Origin of the sequence: Rhodocytophaga rosea (assembly GCF_010119975.1) — a bacterium.
GTDB classification, from domain to species: domain Bacteria; phylum Bacteroidota; class Bacteroidia; order Cytophagales; family 172606-1; genus Rhodocytophaga; species Rhodocytophaga rosea.
In genome coordinates this window covers 1137501-1156935 of the sequence record NZ_CP048222.1, presented here as the reverse complement: position 1 = coordinate 1156935, position 19435 = coordinate 1137501, and the positions used below count along the sequence as shown (strand labels likewise).

The following is a 19435-nucleotide window of genomic DNA, read 5'->3' as shown; positions in this document are numbered from 1 at the left end:
AGTTTTTCAGCCGCAAACGCATAAGGAATTAGGATAGCTGGTTGCAAAATGACAATAGTTTTCTCAAATCTTTTTCGCTTTTAAAATCGATCATTTCCTGTTTTATATAGGTAGCTATCATTTTTTTATGCTTGGCATATACTTTTAAAAAATTAGCCTTACTGGCAATATGAATGCGGGAATTCTGGTCTATAAGAAAATAATTGACCCGTTTTGCCAGCAAAATATCTCCCTTTAGCTGCAAACGCTGAAGCGAACTGTTTCCAGTAGCTAATGATTTATAACTTCTGATCGAAGCAACACCTGTAGACTGGTCATAAGCGCCTTCTTTTTCACTGTTTACCATGTGAATGATTTGACTTATACCCAGCTTAATATTGTTGAAATCAGCAATCTCCTCCACATATCCTTTTTCTTTCGCGTAGTAAAAATTGCTTTCGCCAATACTTACCTTTTTAATCAGCTGTTCGTTTGCCAGTGAAAGTGTATCCTGCTTGGGGCCAATAAAATGAATCTCGCCTAGCAGGATACTGTAATTCAATTTTCCGGCCGATACACTGTTAACATAATAAATCTTTCCGTCTGTAAACCTGGCAAATCTGTATTTATCAGACATGGGAATGACCCTGACCGGATCATTACCGGATTTTACCCGGATAGTTTTACTCTCCTGTGCCTGTAGAGGCCCATAAATTGTAAAGAATATAATTGAGAAAAATATTATCTTTTTCATCTAATATGTCCGTTTGAAGGAGTTATATCATGAGTTAAGTGTTTTTAAGTCAATATACAGGTTCTATCCCAGAAAAAATACTCCACAGAAGGATGTTATTTCGTATACTTAAAGTAAAGCGTTGATTTTTGTTTATTGATAAGTGTTCGCAAAAAAATGACAATCAACTTGTTGTAGAACTTTACCATAGGTGATAGCAGCTTTACAACAGTATTTTATGAAAAGAAAAATAGATCAAGCTGAAACAATGATCCTATTTGTAGTAAATTTCAGATCAATTCCTATGCAGCCTGCCAACCTTTTTTCCAGGTAAAGGGTCATCAGTTAAACTATTATTTTGTTCTGCTTATGAAAATTATATTTCCTTTCTGTTTTCTATTTGCTTTTTTACTATCCTGCCAGTCAGGTGAATTAAAAAATCCTGAGAATGAAGCCGGCAGTAAGAATCAATCCGGAAATCCTTGCGGTGTGAGTAATCCGCTGGAAGAACTTGCCTGGCTAAAAGAGTGGCAGAAAAAAACCGAAGTTACGCCTGAAAATCCTTGTGCATTATATACCATTACGCAGGGAAATTATAAAGGGCAAACGGTATTCATTATCGGCGTAGGAGGGCCGCTTTGTGATACCTGTGCCGGTAATGCTGTGTACAATTGCAAAGGCGAGCAGGTATTTGTGTGTAACCTGGAAGAACAAGCCAAAATCTCAGATCAGAAAGTAATCTGGGAGAAAAAACAAGAATAGCTTACAGTATGCTTGCTTGATACAGGTAGCCTGATCTACATCCTGACGATTAAAAAACAGCCATGCTTTTTATAGGATGGCTTTATATTTTTCTTGCTTTCCTTCTAAAAAATACTAAGATTTGACAATTCTAAACCCGGAAACCTAATCTTAGTGTACACAAATGAAAACAATTAAAGGACCTGCTATTTTTCTAGCCCAGTTTTTGGGTGACCAAGCCCCATTCAATTCCTTGCCATCTATTGCCAAATGGGCAGCTGACCTGGGTTATGTAGGCATACAAATTCCTACCTGGGCTCCAAACATGATAGATCTGGAAAAAGCGGCGAATAGCAAAACATATGCAGACGAAATTAAAGGCATTGTAAACGAAGCTGGCGTTCAGATTACTGAACTATCTACTCACTTGCAAGGGCAGCTGGTAGCAGTACATCCAACGTATGCCTCTATGTTTGACGGCTTTGCTCCGGCAAATCTGGCTGGAAAACCCAAAGAACAACAGGAATGGGCTACTAATCAATTAAAAATGGCTGCAAAAGCCAGTCAGAATCTGGGATTAACTGCACACGTTACCTTTTCGGGTTCATTACTATGGTGGTTTATGTATCCCTGGCCTCAGCGTCCGGCTGGCCTGGTGGATACCGCTTTTACAGAACTGGCCAAACGCTGGAAACCTATTCTGGATGCCTTTGATGAAGCCGGTGTTAATGTGGGTTATGAACTGCATCCGGGCGAAGATCTCTTTGATGGCATTACTTTCGAAATGTTCCTTGAAAAAGTAAACAACCACCCACGGGCAGGCATTAATTATGATCCCAGCCACTTTGTGCTCCAGCAACTGGATTATGCGCAGTTTATTGATTTCTATCATGAGCGTATTTATGCTTTCCACGTAAAAGATGCTGAATTCAATCCTACCGGCAAGCAAGGCGTATACAGCGGTTATCAGGGCTGGGTAAACCGGGCAGGACGTTTCCGTTCTCTAGGCGATGGGCAAGTAGATTTTGGAACCATTTTCAGTAAACTGGCTCAATATGATTATGACAGCTGGGCTGTACTGGAATGGGAATGTGCCATTAAACATCCAGAACAAGGGGCTAAAGAAGGTGCTCCCTTTATAGAAAGCCATATTATCCGGGTTACAGAACGGGCTTTCGATGATTTTGCCGGAACCGGAACTGATGAAGCCTTCAACCGGAAGGTAATTGGAATTCAATAAATTATCAAAATCTTGCTATTTTTTTGTAAATTGCTATCCTGGTCAATAGTGATTGGTAAAGTGTTTGCTAGTGCTGTATGAATGTAATAACCTTTATTATTGATCAATTAATCACAACCCAAAAATCTATTTTTTATTAATTACCTATGAAAAAGTTTAATATGCTTCGGAAAAGCGGCCTTATCATTGCTGCTATATGCATGAGTATGTACAGTGGGGCAGGAGAATTACCTGCTTTAGCTAAAGATAAAATCACCATGGAAAATCCGGAAAAATCTGCTCAAAAGGACAATGAATTGACGGCTGCTGAGAAAAAAGCCGGCTGGAAATTGTTGTTCGATGGCAAAACCACCAAAGGCTGGCATACTTATTTAAAGAAAGGTGAGGAAATTTCCCCCAAATGGAAAGTAGAAAACGGAACTCTTATGCTGACTGATGGTGGTGCCGGGGATATAGTGACTGATGAAGAGTTTGGCGATTTTGAACTGGAAATGGAATGGAAAATTGCCGAGGGTGGCAACAGTGGTATTATGTATCATGTACATGAAGATCCCAAATTCAAAGCAACCTATGCTACTGGCCCTGAAGTACAGGTACTCGACGATGCCAGACACCCGGATGCTAAACAAGGCAAAAACGGAAACCGGGTAGCCGGTTCCTTATACGACATGCTGCCACCTACCACCAATGTCACTAAACCTGCCGGTCAATTCAATAAAGTACGTATTGTGATAAAAGATGGAAAAGCTGAGCATTACATGAATAGTACGAAAGTAGTAGAATATCCTACTACTGGCCCAGAATGGGAAAAAATGGTAAACGATAGTAAATTTAAAGGCTGGGAAGGTTTTGGAAAGTATAGCAAAGGCCATATCGCCCTACAAGATCATGGGAATGTGGTTACTTTCAAAAATATAAAGATCAGACCTTTGTAAGTGATCATTCTTAACATTGATTTATTGAAAGAAGTATGGAGCCGGATTTTAAGTCTACCTTCATACTTCTTTGATTTCATGCCAGGTGAATATGAAATATTCAAAAAATGCATACAGTTTTTATTTGTATGGCTGAAATCAGTATCAAGCGTAAGATTCTACCCAGGTAACTTGAATGATTGCATCAGTTCATACCAGATGAATTAAATCCTGCCAATCCTGGAATTTGGAAAATCCTGGTTCCAGATATAACCTACTCACTTTTTAATTTTTTACTCATGAGCTCAACATCTTCCCGCAGGTCAGCTTTGCTGAAAATTGCCAGTGGCACTGCCTTACTCTCTACAACTATGTCTATATCTACTCGTGTAAATGCCTCAGAACAGTCGCTTGGAGCAGCGCTGAAAGGGAAGATAAACCATTCGGTATGCCGCTGGTGCTACGATAAAATTGCTTTTGAAGACTTATGTAAAGCTGGTAAAGAAATGGGCCTGCAGTCTGTGGAACTTACCGGTCCGGAAGAATGGCCGATTTTGAAAAAATATGGCCTTACTTCTGCTATGCCCTGGGGTGCTGGTAAAGGCATTGAAAAAGGTTTTAATGATCCGCAATACCATGCGGAGCTTATAGAGAGTTTCGAATCTATTTTTCCTAAACTGGCCAATGCCGGTTTAAATAAAGTAATTTGTTTTTCGGGTAACCGCAATGGAATGGACGATGAAAAAGGAATTGAGAATTGTGCCATTGGTTTGAAAAAACTGATGAAATCTGCTGAGAAATACAAAGTAACTATGGTGATGGAACTGCTCAACAGCAAGGTGAACCACAAAGATTATATGTGCGATCATACGGCATGGGGCGTAGATTTATGCAAAGCCGTAGGTTCTGAGAATTTCAAACTTCTCTACGATATCTACCATATGCAGATCATGGAAGGCGACGTAATCCGGACTATTAAAGATAATCACCAGTATATTGCGCATTATCATACTGGAGGTGTACCAGGCCGCAATGAGATTGATGAAAGCCAGGAGCTGTATTATCCGGCCATTATGAAGGCCATTGTTGACACTGGTTATAAAGGGTTTGTGGGCCAGGAGTTTATACCCAAACGTGAAGATAAACTGGCTTCTCTGAAACAGGGTGTTACGATCTGTGACATATAGGGGAAGTCTGATTCAAACAAAAAGGGCAGGTTTGAAACCTGTCCTTTTTGTTTTTATGAATGTTGTATACGTTTTCGAATAGAATGCTGCTAAAACAGGTGGTAAAAATGGAATCAGTTTATTTGGAAATTATACTATAAAGAATTACCTCTCTTTCTGAGGAAATATCAAAAAAAGCTTATGTAAGAAATAGTTCATTTTTTAAGTCAGACAAATGTCTCCCAGATATGGTTCAAGCCTGGAAGAATCTCTGAATGGTGTAATTGCATAAATAGTATTATCATCTTTGTTATACCAGATCTCAACAAAAAATCCTTCTACGTGGTATAAACTAATATTATAGCGTCCTAATTGCCTTGACATTAAAAAAGTGCCTCTGTCCCAAATATATCTGGCCTGCTCATCAGAGGGAAGGATAATAAATTCAAACATTGATTCCATGTAATAAAGTTAATATTTTTTTACCATTGTTTCACTATACGCATTATACTTTTTGTAGGTTGCACTCCAGTAAAGAGTTTTCTAAAACAAAAATTTTGTATGTCTAAGATGATTTTACCGTGTGAAAACATCCCGATCAAAATCTTCGTTATACCAGTCATAGATTAGCTATAATACTGTAGAATTAGACGTAAAATTTATGGGAAGATCTTGGGTACTTGGCAGAATTGCCGGCATAAAAATTCTTGTCCACTGGACATTTTTATTGCTATTGGGATGGATCGTTTTCTCGGAGGTTAATAAAGGGAGCAGTACAGCTACTATTATCACAACAGTTATTTTTGTGTTGAGTATATTTTTGTGTGTATTGCTACATGAACTGGGCATTCCCTCACAGCCAAATGATATGGTATCTATACAAAGAAAATCACGCTGCTTCCTATTGAAAGAAGTGTATGCCGAAGCGCAAAAACGTAAAAATGCTTTTTATCCGGTGGTAGAAAATAAAGGAAGCCACAAACTAAAAGGCGTAATTGATATGAATAATATCCAGGAATTTGTAATGATCCGTGCCGCTATGAGCTATTAATGTCTATAGATTCAACTGGCATTTTAATTCTTTAACCCAATTATACGTACTAATAAATGAATCAACTCCTATGGAAAAGAACATAAACGTTAAACACGATAAAGAAGAACAAGTATTTTATGCAGACCTAGGTGGCGCTGTTGCAGAGTTATCTTATACCATTCCCAGCGATCAAACGATTGATATGATGCATACGTATGTTCCTGTGGAACACCGGGGACATGGTATAGGTGAAAAATTAGTAGAAACTGCCCTGGCCTATGCCAAAGAAAATAATTACCGGGTAATTCCTTCCTGTAGTTTTGTAGCCCGCTATGTACACAGGCAACACCGCTGAGTTAGGATGTTATAGAAAAGACGATTCATTTTCGGACTTTCCGGATGCGTCTTTTTATCTTTTCCACGATAGGTTCGTCGGAACCTGGTGTATCTTCATCCCCAATTAGGTAGCCATATGGTTGTAAGCCCTCTATATTATCGAAAATGATTTTAGCAATTCCCAGAAAAGGAATAAACAAAATCATGCCGGCCACTCCCCACAGATAACCGCCAATAAGCAAAGCCATAATCGTAGCCAGCGGATTTACTTTCACTTTTCCTCCGACAATATTGGGGGTTAGGAAATTATTTTCGAGAAACTGATTGAAGGCAAAAACAGCTGCTACGGCAATCGCTGAAGTAAAACTATCTTTGGTAAGCAGGGCTACCAAAATAGGTAACAAACTTCCGATCAAAACTCCGATATAGGGAATAATATTGAGCAAGCCTGCCAGACTGCCAAAGAAAATGGCTTGTTTAATGCCGATTATCAGCAATCCTATGGAATTTAATATAGCCAGAATTACTACCACAATAATTACCCCGGATAAATATTGCTGGGTAACCTGACTTACCTGGGTAGTGATCTTTTTTACTTTTTCATGATCTTCTGCCGGAGTAATCATCAAAATAAACCGCAGGAATTTTCCCCGGTAATACATAAAGAAGAAGATGTAAATCACAATAATACCAATAGTAGCCAGCATGCCCGTAGTAGTGCTTACAAAGCCGCTCATATACTTGCCTGTAGACTCCAGCATGGTAGAAGCCCGTTGTTTAAGGTATTCAATCTGCTTGTCTGGCGAAACGTTAGTTTTATCTTCAATAAACTGCTGCACATTATCCAGTTTCTTGGTAAGTTGTCCGCTTAAGGCAGGAATATCCTGAGCAAAACTTGCTACCTGCAAGGAAAACAGAAATACAAGCCCGGCCAGGGTTAACAGAATGATCAGAATACAAATACCAATAGCAATACCCCGGTGTAAGCCCCATTTCTCCAGCCGGCGGCAAATTGGCAGCATGAGCATAGCCAGAACGGCTGCCAGACTAAAAGGAATCAGAAATTGCCTGGCTTCATGCAAGCCACCGAAAAAAAGAAAAGCAAACAGCAGTAGTAAAATATATCGAAGTAAAGGAAATTGCCTGAATAGTTCTGTCTGATTCATATATATCTGTGGAAGTAATCAATTGATTAAATAATGAACGAACTGTGCTTATAATGGGGCCAGTTACTCCTTATGTTCAAAATAACAGCTACCAGATGGCACTGTTGCAAACAAGTATAGCAAATTTTTTATACAGATGATATTTTCTTCTAACGATTCACCTGTTGCCCTAGAAATAAGATACCATAATACGGAGCGCGCTTTTAACAATGAGCTATACGACTTTAAATGTCAAACACAGCATGAAATTTTGTAAATTTCTATACTTATACCGCCGGACGTTCTAAAGCTCTGAGCTTTTTCCGATAGCTACCTGGTAGCAATATTCCATGTAAAAAACGAAGTTTATTCCCCTTGCCTGGCAGGAAACGGTAGTATTTTAATAATCTGTCTATTACCGGATGAGGCTTCAGATTTAACACTGGTTGCAGTTCTTGTGGGATGAGGCTACCCTGGATGAGACGCAGAAACTGATATCTCCATGTACCCAAAGCTTTTTTATAACTATTAAATAACTCATCTGTAAGAGGGGTATGCGCATAATCCTGTAATAAATGCTGATGCCGCTGCTGTATGTACGCTTCATAGGTTTGAGGCAGATCCTGTATATGCATAGCGTTTCCAATGCCTAAGCAGGCTTCAAAGTAAGAGACACGTTCGGCATGCGTTAAGGGGCCAAATATGAGTTCATGCGCCCGTTCGCCATAATGAATTAAAATAAAAAGCACATCCTTGTAGGCCCATTGTGGTATTTCGTAGCCCCGTTTATCTTCTACAAATCCATGAATGCGGTTGATATTATCCATCGTAGCCATTGACCCAGGTTTCTCATTAAAGAAAACATGCTGGGCAAAGCGTACGGTATCGAAAAAGCGGCCGATAGGGTCGGAGGGAAGCGCATTGGTGAAGAACAGCCAGTCTACCGCTTTAATAGCCGCAAACTCAGCAGCGCCTCCGGCGAAGAATACCATTACAGCATCGGTACTTCCCCATATCCGCCTGGCCACCTGACTGGAACCCATCGTATTTGTCATGCACAATTCGTTTGTTTCCGGAAATGTACGTAATCGGGCTTGGTACGGTAGATATATTAAGCTATTTGTGAAATACTATTGTAAAATATCAGGAGGGTTGCCGTAGAAAAAGCACCATTTGTTCTTCCGTATAATATTTACCTTTCCATTTCATGGCATGGACTTCCCGGGCAAACGAACGGAAACCAAATTTTTCATACACCTTTTTTGCTACGGCATTATCAGCGACTACCGTGAGGTTGATCTGCTCAATATCTTCCAGGGCTCTTACCCGGTTGAGTAATTCTGCGATCAGCGCCTGGCCAATACCTTTTCCCCGGAAGGCAGGAGAAATATACATCCGGAACAGCAAACCTTTATGCCTGAGCTTTTCCCGGTTTTCTCCTTCCCGCTGAAAACTGACGATGCCTGCCCACTGATTCCCCTCGAAGGCACCTAAGGTAAAACTATCGGGCTTGTCTCTAGTAGGAAAGGGAGATTCTTTTTCATCAGTAGGGCTGATGCGGAAGTTCTCATAATCCTGTTCCAATCCTTGCAGCAGGAATTGTTTATAGGCAACCGAGTCTGAAGAATGAATCTCTTTAATTTCTATCGGCATATATTATATGGAGAAGTTGAATTGTTCGTGCTGGACTTAAAGGTATACATCAAATATATACGCACAAAAAAATCAGGCCAGATAGACCTGATTGTTAGATAGGTAAGCTTATTACAGGAAGAGTTGATCTGACTAGTTTTTAACACTCTTCCCGGAATGAATAGACGATATGACTTCACAACGAACAACTGCCATTCGCCTGGCAAGCCATAGTATTTGTATCAGATGCACTATTCTTTGTTGCCGGCTATTAATGATGATGTCCACCTTCGCCATGTACATGACCATGGGCGAGTTCTTCCTGAGAAGCTTCTCTCACATCCAGGATCTGGCCTTTAAAATGCATGTTCACGCCGGCAAGCGGATGATTAAAGTCCATTAAAACACTGTCCGGATGTACTTCCAGTACTTTTCCCTGCAAACGGTGGCCATCCTGGTTGGTCATCGGAACGAAATTGCCTATTTGCAATAACTCATTATCCACCTTTCCGTTTACCTTGAATACATCTTTTGGAAGTTCTACAACAGCTTCCTCATCAAAGTCTCCATATCCTTCTTCCGGATTGATAGAGAATTCGAAGGAATCACCCTGCTTTAACCCGCTGATCTGCTCTTCGAAACGTTCCGGTAAGCCACTCGATCCATAAAGGATTACCATCGGGTTGTCCTGCTCTACTTTCTCTACTAGCGTTTGCTCGCCATTTTCATCATCAATCCTTAATTCGTAGGTTAATGATACTACTTTATTTGTGTCAACTGTCATAATATTAGTTTTTCGTGGTTAATTATACGGAGAAATACGTATGATAACCAAGTTTTTTTATATCTTTTAACAAGCAACCGGAGTAAAAAATCCAATTTTATGAATTTTCTGGCGCACTTATACCTTTCCGGCGATTTTGATGAACTGATGATCGGGAACTTTATGGCCGATTTTGTGAAAGGGAAACCTGCTGTCACGATCCATCCTCAGATCATAAAAGGAATAGAACTCCATCGCCAGATCGATTATTATACTGATACGCATTTTGTAGTAAAAGAGAGCAAAGAGCGCCTCCGTTCCAAATACCGCAAGTATGCCGGCGTGATCGTAGATATGTTTTATGATCATTTTCTGGCCGTGAACTGGCAATCTTATTCTGCATTACCACTGCCAGAATTTGCCAGCCAGACCTACCGCTTGATGACAATAAATAAGCAGTTACTGCCGCCCGCCATGCATATTCTTCTTCATTATATGCAGAAGCAGAACTGGCTCGTATCGTATGGACGTATAGAAGGTATTGCCCGTGCCCTGCAAGGAATGTCCAAGCGGACTACTTTTCAATCGGATATGGAACTGGCTGTATATGACCTGCAACAGGATTATCAGTTGTACCTGGCCGAGTTTACCAATTTTTTTCCGCAATTGATTCAGCATGTAAAAGACTGGAAGGATACCCATTTGTAACTGCCTCCTGACAAAACCGGAAGCCATACTTTCAAAAAATACATATATCCCGACAAGTCCGAAAGTATTGAAATTAAAAATTTGCTCCTTCCGGTATAGTAAGGAAGCTATACATTCATGTATTTACTTTATCCGGACAATTCAGGAAGTAGTAAATTTTGGTTTTTATACCAACTGTGCAGGAACGGATGCTACAAATCTTTTGATTTACACCATCCGCTCTGGTTCGGGTATTACAAATTAAAAGATTCATGCAGTCTGGACAGTTCCGGGTACTATACATACATGTATTTGATGGTTCTGTAAATGTCAGGGAGGCATATCTACTTTTCGGGATACTCTCCAGACTAGTGAGAAGGGTACAAATTAATAGATTATATACAATGCCAAAGAAACTTTGCTTGCTGTTATAAATATGTATGACAAGTATTCCCGGCCAGTTTGAAACAACCCATTAAATTTATGAGTATGGATGTTCATAAGCTTACTCAAAAGGTTTATTTTTGCTGTTTGTTTCTTGCCAAACATAAGCTTGCTATTAATTATAACCTATCTATGAAGAGAAAAATTAAAATATTCACCAGCTTGTATGTGATTTTACTGTGCGTAGCCCTATGTAGTCTGGTACAGGCCGCTCCTGGCATTGCCTATACGGTATCTATGGATGAAGCCCAAACCCATTACTTCGACGTACAGATGAAAGTAAGCGGATACAAGCACCCGTACATAGACTTTAAGATGCCTGTATGGACACCAGGCTCCTATCTGGTGCGCGAGTATGCCAGAAATGTAGAAGCATTTACGGCCCGCACCACCAAAGGAGGCGCTGCAAAGTCAGAGAAGATCAATAAGAATACCTGGCGGGTATACAGCAATAATTCGGATGAGGTGGAAGTAAGCTATAGGGTATATGCATTTGAAATCAGTGTACGCACGCCTTTCCTGGATGCCTCACATGGATATATTCAGCCTGCCGCTGTATTTATGTTTGTAAAAGATCTGATGAACACACCAGGCACGGTAACTGTAAAGCCTTACAAAAACTGGAACCAACTCTCCACCGGACTTTCCCAGGTTGGAAATAATAAATTTGCCCTCAAATTCCCTGACTATGATGTGCTGGTAGATTCACCCATTGAAATCGGTACACACAAGGTACTTGAATTTTCTGTACGTAATGTGCCGCACCGGGTAGCTATGTATGGCGAAGGAAATTATGACGAGAAGCGCCTGGTCGCAGATATGAAAAGAATTGTGGAGGAAACTGTGAAGATATTCGATGAGATTCCTTACGAGCATTATACCTTTATCGTACATAACCTGCCTGCTGGCGGTGGCGGTCTGGAGCACCTGAACTCTACCACCCTGCAAACCGGCCGGTGGAACTATGGAACGGAGACTGGTTATAAGGGCTTTCTCGGGCTGGTGTCGCATGAGTTCTTCCACCTGTATAATATAAAACGGATTCGTCCCAAGGTGTTAGGGCCCTTTGATTATGAAAACGAAAATTATACCACTTTGCTTTGGGTCGCTGAGGGCGTAACCAGTTATTATGACGACCATCTGCTGCTCCGGGCCAATCTGGTAGATGCCGATGACTACCTGAACACAGCCACTGGTAATATTGGAACCATTGAGAATGCTCCTGGTAATAAAGTGCAGTCCGTTGCCGAATCAGGATTCGATGCCTGGATCAAGTATTACCGTCCCAACGAAAATTCAAACAACACAACCATTTCCTATTATACCAAAGGCGCGGTCGTAGGTATGCTGCTGGACCTGGAGATCATGAACAGTACGCAGGGCAAACAAAGCTTTGATGACGTATTGCGGTATTTATATCAGGAGTATTATAAGAAACAGAAAAGAGGGTTCACCGAAGCAGAAATGCAGGCAGCCGTAGAAAAGGTGGCTGGCAAAAAACTGGATGATTTCTTCCAGAAGCACATCTATGGGGTAGAACAACCAGATTATAATAAGTATCTCGGCTACGTAGGCTTAAAACTGCTGAATTATAGTGAGGGCAAGAATGATGCTTACTTAGGTGCAGCTACTTCTATGTCTAATGGGAAACTCAATGTTACCTCTGTGATGCGGGGTACGGCAGCCTATCAATATGGACTGAATGTAAATGATGAAATTATTGCTGTCGATAATTACAGGGTAGGGGAGAACCTCAATCAATTTATCTCCAATAAGAAACCAGGCGATAAAGTAGCAATACTTATTAACCGGGGAGGTATCCTGCAGACACTGGATATTACGTTGGGCAAGAACCCGAATGCCAGTTATGGTATGCAGCGAGTCGCTAATGCCTCTCCGCAACAGGAAGCCCTGCTGCAAAAATGGCTCCGCCTGACTGAGAACTAACCGGAAGGTGCACATAACAAAAGTATAGCCGTCCGGATGATACGGCTGCATATGCAAGCAGGCTTACTTGGTAAACGATTGTTTCAGGTAAGCCTGTTTTATTTCTTTCTACACACCAGATAAAGTACAGATGGTGCTTTCTATAAAACATGCTTGTTTTTACATGTTGAGGTAGTGGCAGTCAGAAGCTTTCAACTCAAGGTGAATTTCTTGCCAGGCAAAGCTTTAAGAAGCCCTTGCAGTTCCAGTGTGAGTAGGAGGGAAGCGAGTTTACTAACTGGTATCTGGGCTTTCCAGCTCAAATCATCCATCAGCATTTCTTTGTTCTGTTGCAGCAGATTTACGATCTTTTTAGAATCCTCATCCAGTTGCTCATATTGATCGGTGTGTTTAGATTTGGCTGGTGCTGCCTGCTGATCCCAGTTGAGGTAATACACCAGGTCTTTTACACCCGTAAATATATTGGCCTTATGGTTCCTGATCAGCATATTACAGCCTTCTGAACAAGGCGCATCCAGATTTCCGGGCACGGCAAACACATCCCGGTTATAGCCATTGGCGATTTCTGCCGTGATCAAAGCTCCACCTGTAATAGCTGCCTCTACCACAATAACTGCATCCGAAATACCGGCGATAATGCGGTTTCGGGCCGGGAAGTAAGGCGCATCTGGTTTGGTACCTATCCGGTATTCAGTAAGCAGGCCTCCGCTTTCTTCCATCTGTGCTGCTGTATTTTTGTGACCGGATGGGTATACAATGTCTGCTCCGCTTGCCATTACACCTAAGGTAGGGACTTTGTACTGAAGGGCCGCTTTATGTGCAGCTATATCTATGCCATACGCCAGCCCACTCACCACCAGCACAGATGGGTAGGCCGAAAGCTCCTGTACGATCTGTTCTGTTACATGTTTGCCATACGGAGTAGCTTTGCGCGTACCAACAACTGCAATGATCTTCTCCGAATTCAGATCGGCATTCCCTTTAAAATAGAGTAGGGCAGGGGCATCGGTTATATTCTTCAGACGGCTGGGATATGCAGGGTCTGTATAGAAAAGGATGTGTATGTTTTGTTTTTGGGCGAGTTCACATTCTTTTTCTGCCTCAGCAATATTTTCTTTGTTGAGTAAGGCTTCAGCCGTTTTCGGTCCGATACCAGGTACTTTTAATAGTTTGCCTTTGGGCGTTTTGAATACAGCCGCAGCTGAACCACAGTAGCTGATCAATTGCCTGGTGGTTACGTCACCTACGCCTGAGGTTAATCCCAATGCTACTTTGTAAATAAGTTCATCGGGGGTATCGGGTGTATGTGATGAATGACTATGCAATGAATGATGCTACTATTTGATGGATGGCCGGTGTGTTTGGAACAAACCAGACTAGTCGTTTTTGTTCCGGGAAAGCGAATTTACTAATATATCTTGTACGAACAGGATTTTATTTTCGGATTACCAGGATTTACTTTATCATTGCCAGAGCGAATACGCTGTATATTTAAAAGTATAGTATCCATTCAACTCAGTTAATAGCAATGAAAATACCTGTTAAGAAAGGCACATTCCAGATTTCTTTTATTCAATGTGGCCGCTGGTATAGCAGCAATCTGCTTTCAGATGGATTATTCATTGAAAGTACTCAGGAAGGCGCAAGTCCTGTAATTACCTTCGTTCTGGATACTTCAGTCAATCAGAAGACCAAAAACAAAGAGACGAGCAGCTACCTGGATAGTGTGGCGCTTGCAGAAAAAATGGATGAGTTCCAGTACTTAACTATTAGCGATGACAAAATTATAAGCGGGCTGTCCAGTAAGATTAAGAACATGCCCAGTAAAATAAAATGTATGCTGGAAATTATACTGAATGTAGAAGGTGCAAGCAGAAAGTTTGTTGTTCAGCCTTCGGTGAGCGGAGAAGTAAAGCTGACAAAAATATAATACGTATTATTTTGGAGCAGGCCGGGGTGTTTGAATATCCAGTACAATTTTCCAGGTATTATCTGCCTGCCTTTTCCATATCCGGATATAATTGCTGTATTGCTTTTCAGCTTTTTCCTCCTGATAAGTTGTGATACCATAGGTATAGCCCATATCTCCTTCTCTGGCAACAAATCCTTCTACCGTTTCAGAAACTAATGTTCCTTTTAGGGTAATCAAATATTTCTCTACGGAAGAATTTCCGATAAACGGAAAATGTCCATTTCTATATAATCTGGCTTGCATTGCCATGTTCGCAGCATACGCTTTTGCTATTCCATTTTCTTTCAAGATTTGTGCAAATTTCTGATCTGCTTTTAATAATTCTTTTTGTGCTTGAGATACTTGTTGCGGCTTTATGTTTTCTTTAGGCGGAAATGTCAATGTTGAGACTTTTTCCAATTTAGTATGACCAATGCCTACATCCATCACCAGTTGCCAGGGTTGATCAGGCTGTTTCTTCCATATCGAAACGTAGTGACCGAAATTGGCAGCTACAGTATCTGTTCTGTTAGCTCTGAATTCATAGGGACCAGTTGTATATCCTATATCTCCAGCTTGTGAGGTTTCTGCCCAGGCAGGCTCCCAGATAAGTAATCCTGGAGATTCCGGATTTTCGTTCATCCAATTTTTCCCATTTACAGGCTGAGGCCGGAATAAAATAGCATCCTCTGCCAGCACTGCCATAAATGCCTGTTTTGTAGTTTTAGATTTTGAAATATTGCAAAAATCCCGTTCTGCCTGGACAAGCGTCTGTGCATCGTTCGAATTATTCTGGGCGATGCTAAAAGTAGCCAGTAAGTGAACAGAGGAAATAATAAGCGCTACTTTCAAGGCAGTAAATGATTAGGATACGATGTAAATTTATAGATTGCTTTTTGTACAGCAAGTCAGCTTATATATAAGGTTTATAAAATGGATGAACAAAGAGGAAGACGATGATCAACATTTACAACCATTTTAAAGTCAGGTCGATAATTCGTTTTACTTTAGCTGTATAGGGCGGGTACAACATTTTTATGGTGGTGTGTCCTGTTCTTTGCTTTAGAATTGCCCGTTCATTCGAAAAAGCCAGAAAACCATAATGCCCGTGTGCTTTGCCAATACCACTGTTATTAACACCACCAAAAGGTAAATTTGGATGTATATAATGGAGTACACAATCATTGATACATACACCTCCGGAACTTGTACGCATAAGTAGGTGGCGGATCGTATTTTTGTTACTGCTGAAAATATATAGTGCCAAAGGTTTCTCTTTACCGGAAATAAAATCGGTAACTTCCTTAATATCTGTATAGCTGATAACAGGTAACAAAGGCCCAAAAATTTCTTCCTGCATTACCTGCATATGCGGATCAATCTGAGTGAGTACCGTAGGAGATATGTAATGATCAGTTTCATCGGAGATACCGCCAGTTTGTAGGTTAGCACCTTGTTGAATGGCATCCGAAATCAGGTTTTGTATCCGCTTCTAGTGTTTATTATTTACAATCCTGGCATAATCAGCAGATTTGCCTGTTGTGCTATCACCGAATAATTTGATAATAGATTGTTTGAGTTGACTTAAAAATGCTGTTTCTATATCTTTATGAACAAACAGATAGTCAGGCGCTACACAGGTCTGACCAGAATTGATGAATTTTCCCCAGGCTATTTTCTCGGCTGCATCTTCAATATTGGCCGTCTCATCCACAATCACCGGTGATTTACCACCCAGTTCCAGCGTAATAGAAGTAAGATGTTCTGCGGCCGCTTTCATCACTACTTTTCCAATTGCAGGACTTCCGGTAAAAAAAATATGATCGAATGGAAGTTGGAGCAGGGTAGAGGCTACCTGATTATCTCCTTCAATAACAGCAATTTCGTTGCTGTTAAATAATTCCTGTATCATCCTTGAAATTAAGGCAGAGGTATGCGGAGTAAATTCAGAAGGCTTGATAATGGCACAACAGCCCGCCGCAATCGCAGACACAAGCGGGCAAATAGCCAGATTGAAAGGAAAATTCCAGGGAGATATGATCAATGCTACACCTTTGGGTTCGTACATAATGTAGGCAGAAGAACCTAGCAGATTAAAAGGCGTAGCTACTTTCTTGTCCTGCATCCATTGTTTCAGATGTGAAATAGTATGATCTATTTCCATTTTTACAGGCATAATCTCTGAATTATCTGTTTCGGAGGCCGGTTTTTTGAAATCTTTAAATAATGCTTCCTGAATATCTATTCTATGGTTAAAGACCCACGCTTTGATACGATTTAGTTTTTCAATTCTTTGCTTGGCAGTGCTTAGTCGTACTTGCTGTTTATTCAATTTCTGTGCATAAAACAGGTTCTCTGGGTGGAGTTCAATAGTTTGATTGTTAATAACTGTGGAGGTAGCCATAACAAATAGTGATTTTACATAAGTTATTGGAATAAAATATAAAAATCAACACTCAGGATGAGAACGTTAATATTGATCAGTAAAGAGAGAAGAGTGTAGCAACACAAAATTCACTAAGATTAAAAGCCCAGTTTAATGGATGGAACCTATACTATCTAAAGCAACAAAAAAGCCTCATCTTGGGAGAGGAGGCTTTGATGGAGGATTAGTAAATGGGGTTGGCGAGAACCTACTCTCCCACCGGTGAAGGCAGTACCATCGGCGCGACAAGGGCTTAACTTCTCTGTTCGGAATGGGAAGAGGTGAACACCTGTGCTTACTCACCATTAGGCTTTTGTCAGCTTTGTCCTGCTTTTCTAGCAGTGTAATCCTGACTATTTCTTAATGATGTTATTAACAAGAGGGGAGAAAACAGTAAGTCATAAAGCAAGTATAAGTACTTGGAGCAAAGAAAGCATAGGTAATCTACATTGGTAAAGAAGTGTTTGGGTAATTAGTATGGCTCGGCTGAAAGTCTTTCAACTCTTGTACCTGCCACCTATCCACGTTTTAGTCTCAAACGACCCTTATAAAGAGAACTCATCTTGAGGTCAGTTTCGCACTTAGATGCTTTCAGCGCTTATCTGCTCCAGGCATAGCTACTCTGCACTGCAGTTGGCACCACAACAGATACACCAGCGGCCTGTCCAACCCGGTCCTCTCGTACTAAGGTCAGCGCCTCTTCAATTCTCTTACGCCCACAACAGATAGGGACCGAACTGTCTCACGACGTTCTGAACCCAGCTCGCGTGCCACTTTAATCGGCGAACAGCCGAACCCTTGGGACCTTCTCCAGCCCCAGGATGTGACGAGCCGACATCGAGGTGCCAAACCTCCCCGTCGATGTGAGCTCTTGGGGGAGATCAGCCTGTTATCCCCGGCGTACCTTTTATCCTTTGAGCGATGGCCCTTCCATTTGGAAACCACCGGATCACTATATCCTGCTTTCGCACCTGATCGACTTGTTGGTCTCACAGTCAAGCACCCTTCTGCTATTGCACTCTAATGTACGGTTACCAAGCGTACTGAGGGTACCTTTGAAAGCCTCCGATACTCTTTTGGAGGCGACCACCCCAGTCAAACTACCCACCAAACAATGTCTCCGTTTCCGGATTAGGCTCTAAGTAAATCAAGGGTGGTATTTCAACGTTGGCTCTGCGATGCCTAGCGACACCGCTTCACTGCCTCCCACCTATCCTACACATGATTTACCCAAAGTCAATGTTAAGCTATAGTAAAGGTGCACGGGGTCTTTCCGTCCCGTTGCGGGTAAGCGGCATCTTCACCGCTACTACAATTTCACCGAGCTCACGGCCGAGACAGCGCCCAGATCGTTACACCATTCGTGCAGGTCGGAACTTACCCGACAAGGAATTTCGCTACCTTAGGACCGTTATAGTTACGGCCGCCGTTTACTGGGGCTTCAGTTCAATGCTTCCCTTGCGGTAACATCCCCCTTAACCTTCCAGCACCGGGCAGGTGTCAGGCCTTATACGTCAACTTTCGTTTTTGCAAAGCCATGTGTTTTTGTTAAACAGTCGCCTGGGCCTTTTCGCTGCGGCTTCTCCTATTGCTAGAAGTAAGCGCCCCTTCTCCCGAAGTTACAGGGCTATTTTGCCGAGTTCCTTAGCCGTGATTCACTCGAGCACCTGAGTCTACTCGACTCGACTACCTGTGTCGGTTTGCGGTACGGGTCCTCTATCAATTGTTTAGGCTACTTTTCTTGGAAGCTCCTTGGAGTCATTATCCCCGCAGCCGAAGCCTTAGGGTACTATCAGCGCCATAAACGCCTTTAACGCACAATTCCGTCTGTGCGCAGACTCTATCTTACTCCGTCATAGCTAAACTCAATAGATGAGTACAGGAATATTAACCTGTTGTGCATCGAAGCTTCGGTTTCCCTAACCTCTTAGCCCCGACTAACCCTGATCCGATTAACGTTGATCAGGAAACCTTCAGTCTTGCGGTGGACGGGTTTCTCACCCGTCTTATCGTTACTTATGCCTACATTTGCTTTTCCTGCCGCTCCACAGTGGCTTGCCGCCTTCTGCTTCTCTGCTGCAGGAATGCTCCCCTACCACTTGTATTACTACAAATCCAAAGCTTCGGTATTCTACTTGATGCCCGTTTATTATCGATGCCCCACCCGCTCGACCAGTGAGCTGTTACGCACTCTTTAAATGAATGGCTGCTTCCAAGCCAACATCCTGGCTGTCTTTGCAGGTAGACTTCCTTTGTTCAACTTAGTAGAAATTTTGGGACCTTAGCTGTTGGGCTGGGT

Annotated in this window: 17 protein-coding genes, 2 rRNA genes and 1 pseudogene (1 of these 20 running past the window's edge); 9 read left to right on the top strand and 11 right to left on the bottom strand. The window is 41.6% G+C overall.

Translation table 11 applies throughout. The annotated features are described in order from the left end of the window. Positions 1-28 precede the first annotated feature (28 nt). A complete protein-coding gene (locus GXP67_RS04985) occupies positions 29-733 on the bottom strand; it encodes a hypothetical protein (protein WP_162442137.1) in 705 nt (234 codons plus the stop codon). Between the two features lie 348 nt (positions 734-1081). Between GXP67_RS04985 and GXP67_RS04980 the strand changes: the two genes are divergently transcribed. From GXP67_RS04980 to GXP67_RS04965, 4 genes are all read left to right on the top strand, one after another. After that, on the top strand, positions 1082-1474 hold the full coding sequence (locus GXP67_RS04980) for a hypothetical protein (RefSeq protein ID WP_162442136.1): 393 nt from the start codon (positions 1082-1084) through the stop codon (positions 1472-1474). Positions 1475-1637: 163 nt separating this feature from the next. Beyond that, positions 1638-2693: a sugar phosphate isomerase/epimerase family protein gene (locus GXP67_RS04975; protein WP_162442135.1), complete on the top strand. Its 1056-nt coding sequence runs from the start codon at positions 1638-1640 to the stop codon at positions 2691-2693. Between the two features lie 257 nt (positions 2694-2950). Next, positions 2951-3628, top strand: coding sequence for a 3-keto-disaccharide hydrolase (locus GXP67_RS04970; RefSeq protein WP_232065266.1), 678 nt, complete (start codon positions 2951-2953; stop codon positions 3626-3628). A gap of 278 nt (positions 3629-3906) precedes the next feature. Next, positions 3907-4794, top strand: a complete 888-nt coding sequence (locus GXP67_RS04965) for a hydroxypyruvate isomerase family protein (RefSeq protein WP_162442134.1) — start codon at positions 3907-3909, stop codon at positions 4792-4794. A 201-nt stretch (positions 4795-4995) separates the two neighbouring features. On the opposite strand, the gene GXP67_RS04960 is transcribed toward GXP67_RS04965, so the two are convergent. After that, complete coding sequence (locus tag GXP67_RS04960; RefSeq protein WP_162442133.1) at positions 4996-5235, bottom strand: hypothetical protein; 240 nt, start codon at positions 5233-5235, stop codon at positions 4996-4998. 199 nt (positions 5236-5434) lie between these two features. Between GXP67_RS04960 and GXP67_RS36895 the strand changes: the two genes are divergently transcribed. Beyond that, a complete protein-coding gene (locus tag GXP67_RS36895) occupies positions 5435-5824 on the top strand; it encodes a zinc metalloprotease (protein ID WP_197901646.1) in 390 nt (129 codons plus the stop codon). Positions 5825-5894: 70 nt separating this feature from the next. Continuing rightward, entirely contained in the window at positions 5895-6161 is a 267-nt protein-coding gene (locus tag GXP67_RS04945) for a GNAT family N-acetyltransferase (protein WP_162442131.1), read from the top strand. 25 nt (positions 6162-6186) lie between these two features. Here the strand turns inward: GXP67_RS04945 and GXP67_RS04940 are convergent, their stop codons facing one another. From GXP67_RS04940 to GXP67_RS04925, 4 genes are all read right to left on the bottom strand, one after another. Then, positions 6187-7308 (bottom strand): AI-2E family transporter, encoded by a 1122-nt coding sequence (locus GXP67_RS04940; RefSeq protein WP_162442130.1) that lies wholly within the window; start codon positions 7306-7308, stop codon positions 6187-6189. Positions 7309-7574: 266 nt separating this feature from the next. Beyond that, a complete protein-coding gene (locus GXP67_RS04935; protein ID WP_162442129.1) occupies positions 7575-8342 on the bottom strand; it encodes an oxygenase MpaB family protein in 768 nt (255 codons plus the stop codon). A gap of 88 nt (positions 8343-8430) precedes the next feature. Next, on the bottom strand, positions 8431-8940 hold the full coding sequence (locus GXP67_RS04930) for a GNAT family N-acetyltransferase (protein ID WP_162442128.1): 510 nt from the start codon (positions 8938-8940) through the stop codon (positions 8431-8433). A 250-nt stretch (positions 8941-9190) separates the two neighbouring features. After that, on the bottom strand, positions 9191-9703 hold the full coding sequence (locus GXP67_RS04925; RefSeq protein WP_162442127.1) for an FKBP-type peptidyl-prolyl cis-trans isomerase: 513 nt from the start codon (positions 9701-9703) through the stop codon (positions 9191-9193). Positions 9704-9802: 99 nt separating this feature from the next. Between GXP67_RS04925 and GXP67_RS04920 the strand changes: the two genes are divergently transcribed. Together GXP67_RS04920 and GXP67_RS04915 are read left to right on the top strand one after the other, a co-directional pair. Then, positions 9803-10390 (top strand): acyl carrier protein phosphodiesterase, encoded by a 588-nt coding sequence (locus GXP67_RS04920; protein ID WP_162442126.1) that lies wholly within the window; start codon positions 9803-9805, stop codon positions 10388-10390. Positions 10391-10945: 555 nt separating this feature from the next. Further along, positions 10946-12760 (top strand): M61 family metallopeptidase, encoded by a 1815-nt coding sequence (locus tag GXP67_RS04915; RefSeq protein ID WP_232064934.1) that lies wholly within the window; start codon positions 10946-10948, stop codon positions 12758-12760. Between the two features lie 191 nt (positions 12761-12951). On the opposite strand, the gene dprA is transcribed toward GXP67_RS04915, so the two are convergent. Further along, the gene (gene dprA, locus GXP67_RS04910) at positions 12952-14085 is read right to left on the bottom strand and encodes a DNA-processing protein DprA (RefSeq protein ID WP_197901645.1); all 1134 of its coding nucleotides are present in this window, start codon (positions 14083-14085) and stop codon (positions 12952-12954) included. Positions 14086-14288: 203 nt separating this feature from the next. Between dprA and GXP67_RS04905 the strand changes: the two genes are divergently transcribed. Beyond that, entirely contained in the window at positions 14289-14690 is a 402-nt protein-coding gene (locus tag GXP67_RS04905; RefSeq protein WP_162442125.1) for a hypothetical protein, read from the top strand. A gap of 6 nt (positions 14691-14696) precedes the next feature. On the opposite strand, the gene GXP67_RS04900 is transcribed toward GXP67_RS04905, so the two are convergent. The 4 genes and pseudogenes from GXP67_RS04900 to GXP67_RS04885 form a co-directional block, all read right to left on the bottom strand. Next, positions 14697-15563, bottom strand: coding sequence for a Cif family virulence factor (locus tag GXP67_RS04900; protein WP_162442124.1), 867 nt, complete (start codon positions 15561-15563; stop codon positions 14697-14699). Between the two features lie 115 nt (positions 15564-15678). Further along, positions 15679-17115: pseudogene (locus GXP67_RS04895) on the bottom strand (aldehyde dehydrogenase family protein). Positions 17116-17331: 216 nt separating this feature from the next. After that, a 5S ribosomal RNA gene (gene rrf / locus GXP67_RS04890) occupies positions 17332-17443 on the bottom strand. A 145-nt stretch (positions 17444-17588) separates the two neighbouring features. Next, positions 17589-19435 (bottom strand): 23S ribosomal RNA (locus GXP67_RS04885) (it continues 1010 nt past the right edge of the window).

Excerpts from the sequence above, each read along its gene's own strand:
- GXP67_RS04985 (WP_162442137.1), bottom strand. The coding sequence starts at position 733 with ATGAAAAAGATAATATTTTTCTCAATTATATTCTTTACAATTTATGGG.
- GXP67_RS04980 (WP_162442136.1), top strand. The coding sequence starts at position 1,082 with ATGAAAATTATATTTCCTTTCTGTTTTCTATTTGCTTTTTTACTATCC.
- GXP67_RS04975 (WP_162442135.1), top strand. The coding sequence starts at position 1,638 with ATGAAAACAATTAAAGGACCTGCTATTTTTCTAGCCCAGTTTTTGGGT.
- GXP67_RS04970 (WP_232065266.1), top strand. The coding sequence starts at position 2,951 with ATGGAAAATCCGGAAAAATCTGCTCAAAAGGACAATGAATTGACGGCT.
- GXP67_RS04965 (WP_162442134.1), top strand. The coding sequence starts at position 3,907 with ATGAGCTCAACATCTTCCCGCAGGTCAGCTTTGCTGAAAATTGCCAGT.
- GXP67_RS04960 (WP_162442133.1), bottom strand. The coding sequence starts at position 5,235 with ATGGAATCAATGTTTGAATTTATTATCCTTCCCTCTGATGAGCAGGCC.
- GXP67_RS36895 (WP_197901646.1), top strand. The coding sequence starts at position 5,435 with ATGGGAAGATCTTGGGTACTTGGCAGAATTGCCGGCATAAAAATTCTT.
- GXP67_RS04945 (WP_162442131.1), top strand. The coding sequence starts at position 5,895 with ATGGAAAAGAACATAAACGTTAAACACGATAAAGAAGAACAAGTATTT.
- GXP67_RS04940 (WP_162442130.1), bottom strand. The coding sequence starts at position 7,308 with ATGAATCAGACAGAACTATTCAGGCAATTTCCTTTACTTCGATATATT.
- GXP67_RS04935 (WP_162442129.1), bottom strand. The coding sequence starts at position 8,342 with ATGACAAATACGATGGGTTCCAGTCAGGTGGCCAGGCGGATATGGGGA.
- GXP67_RS04930 (WP_162442128.1), bottom strand. The coding sequence starts at position 8,940 with ATGCCGATAGAAATTAAAGAGATTCATTCTTCAGACTCGGTTGCCTAT.
- GXP67_RS04925 (WP_162442127.1), bottom strand. The coding sequence starts at position 9,703 with ATGACAGTTGACACAAATAAAGTAGTATCATTAACCTACGAATTAAGG.
- GXP67_RS04920 (WP_162442126.1), top strand. The coding sequence starts at position 9,803 with ATGAATTTTCTGGCGCACTTATACCTTTCCGGCGATTTTGATGAACTG.
- GXP67_RS04915 (WP_232064934.1), top strand. The coding sequence starts at position 10,946 with ATGAAGAGAAAAATTAAAATATTCACCAGCTTGTATGTGATTTTACTG.
- GXP67_RS04905 (WP_162442125.1), top strand. The coding sequence starts at position 14,289 with ATGAAAATACCTGTTAAGAAAGGCACATTCCAGATTTCTTTTATTCAA.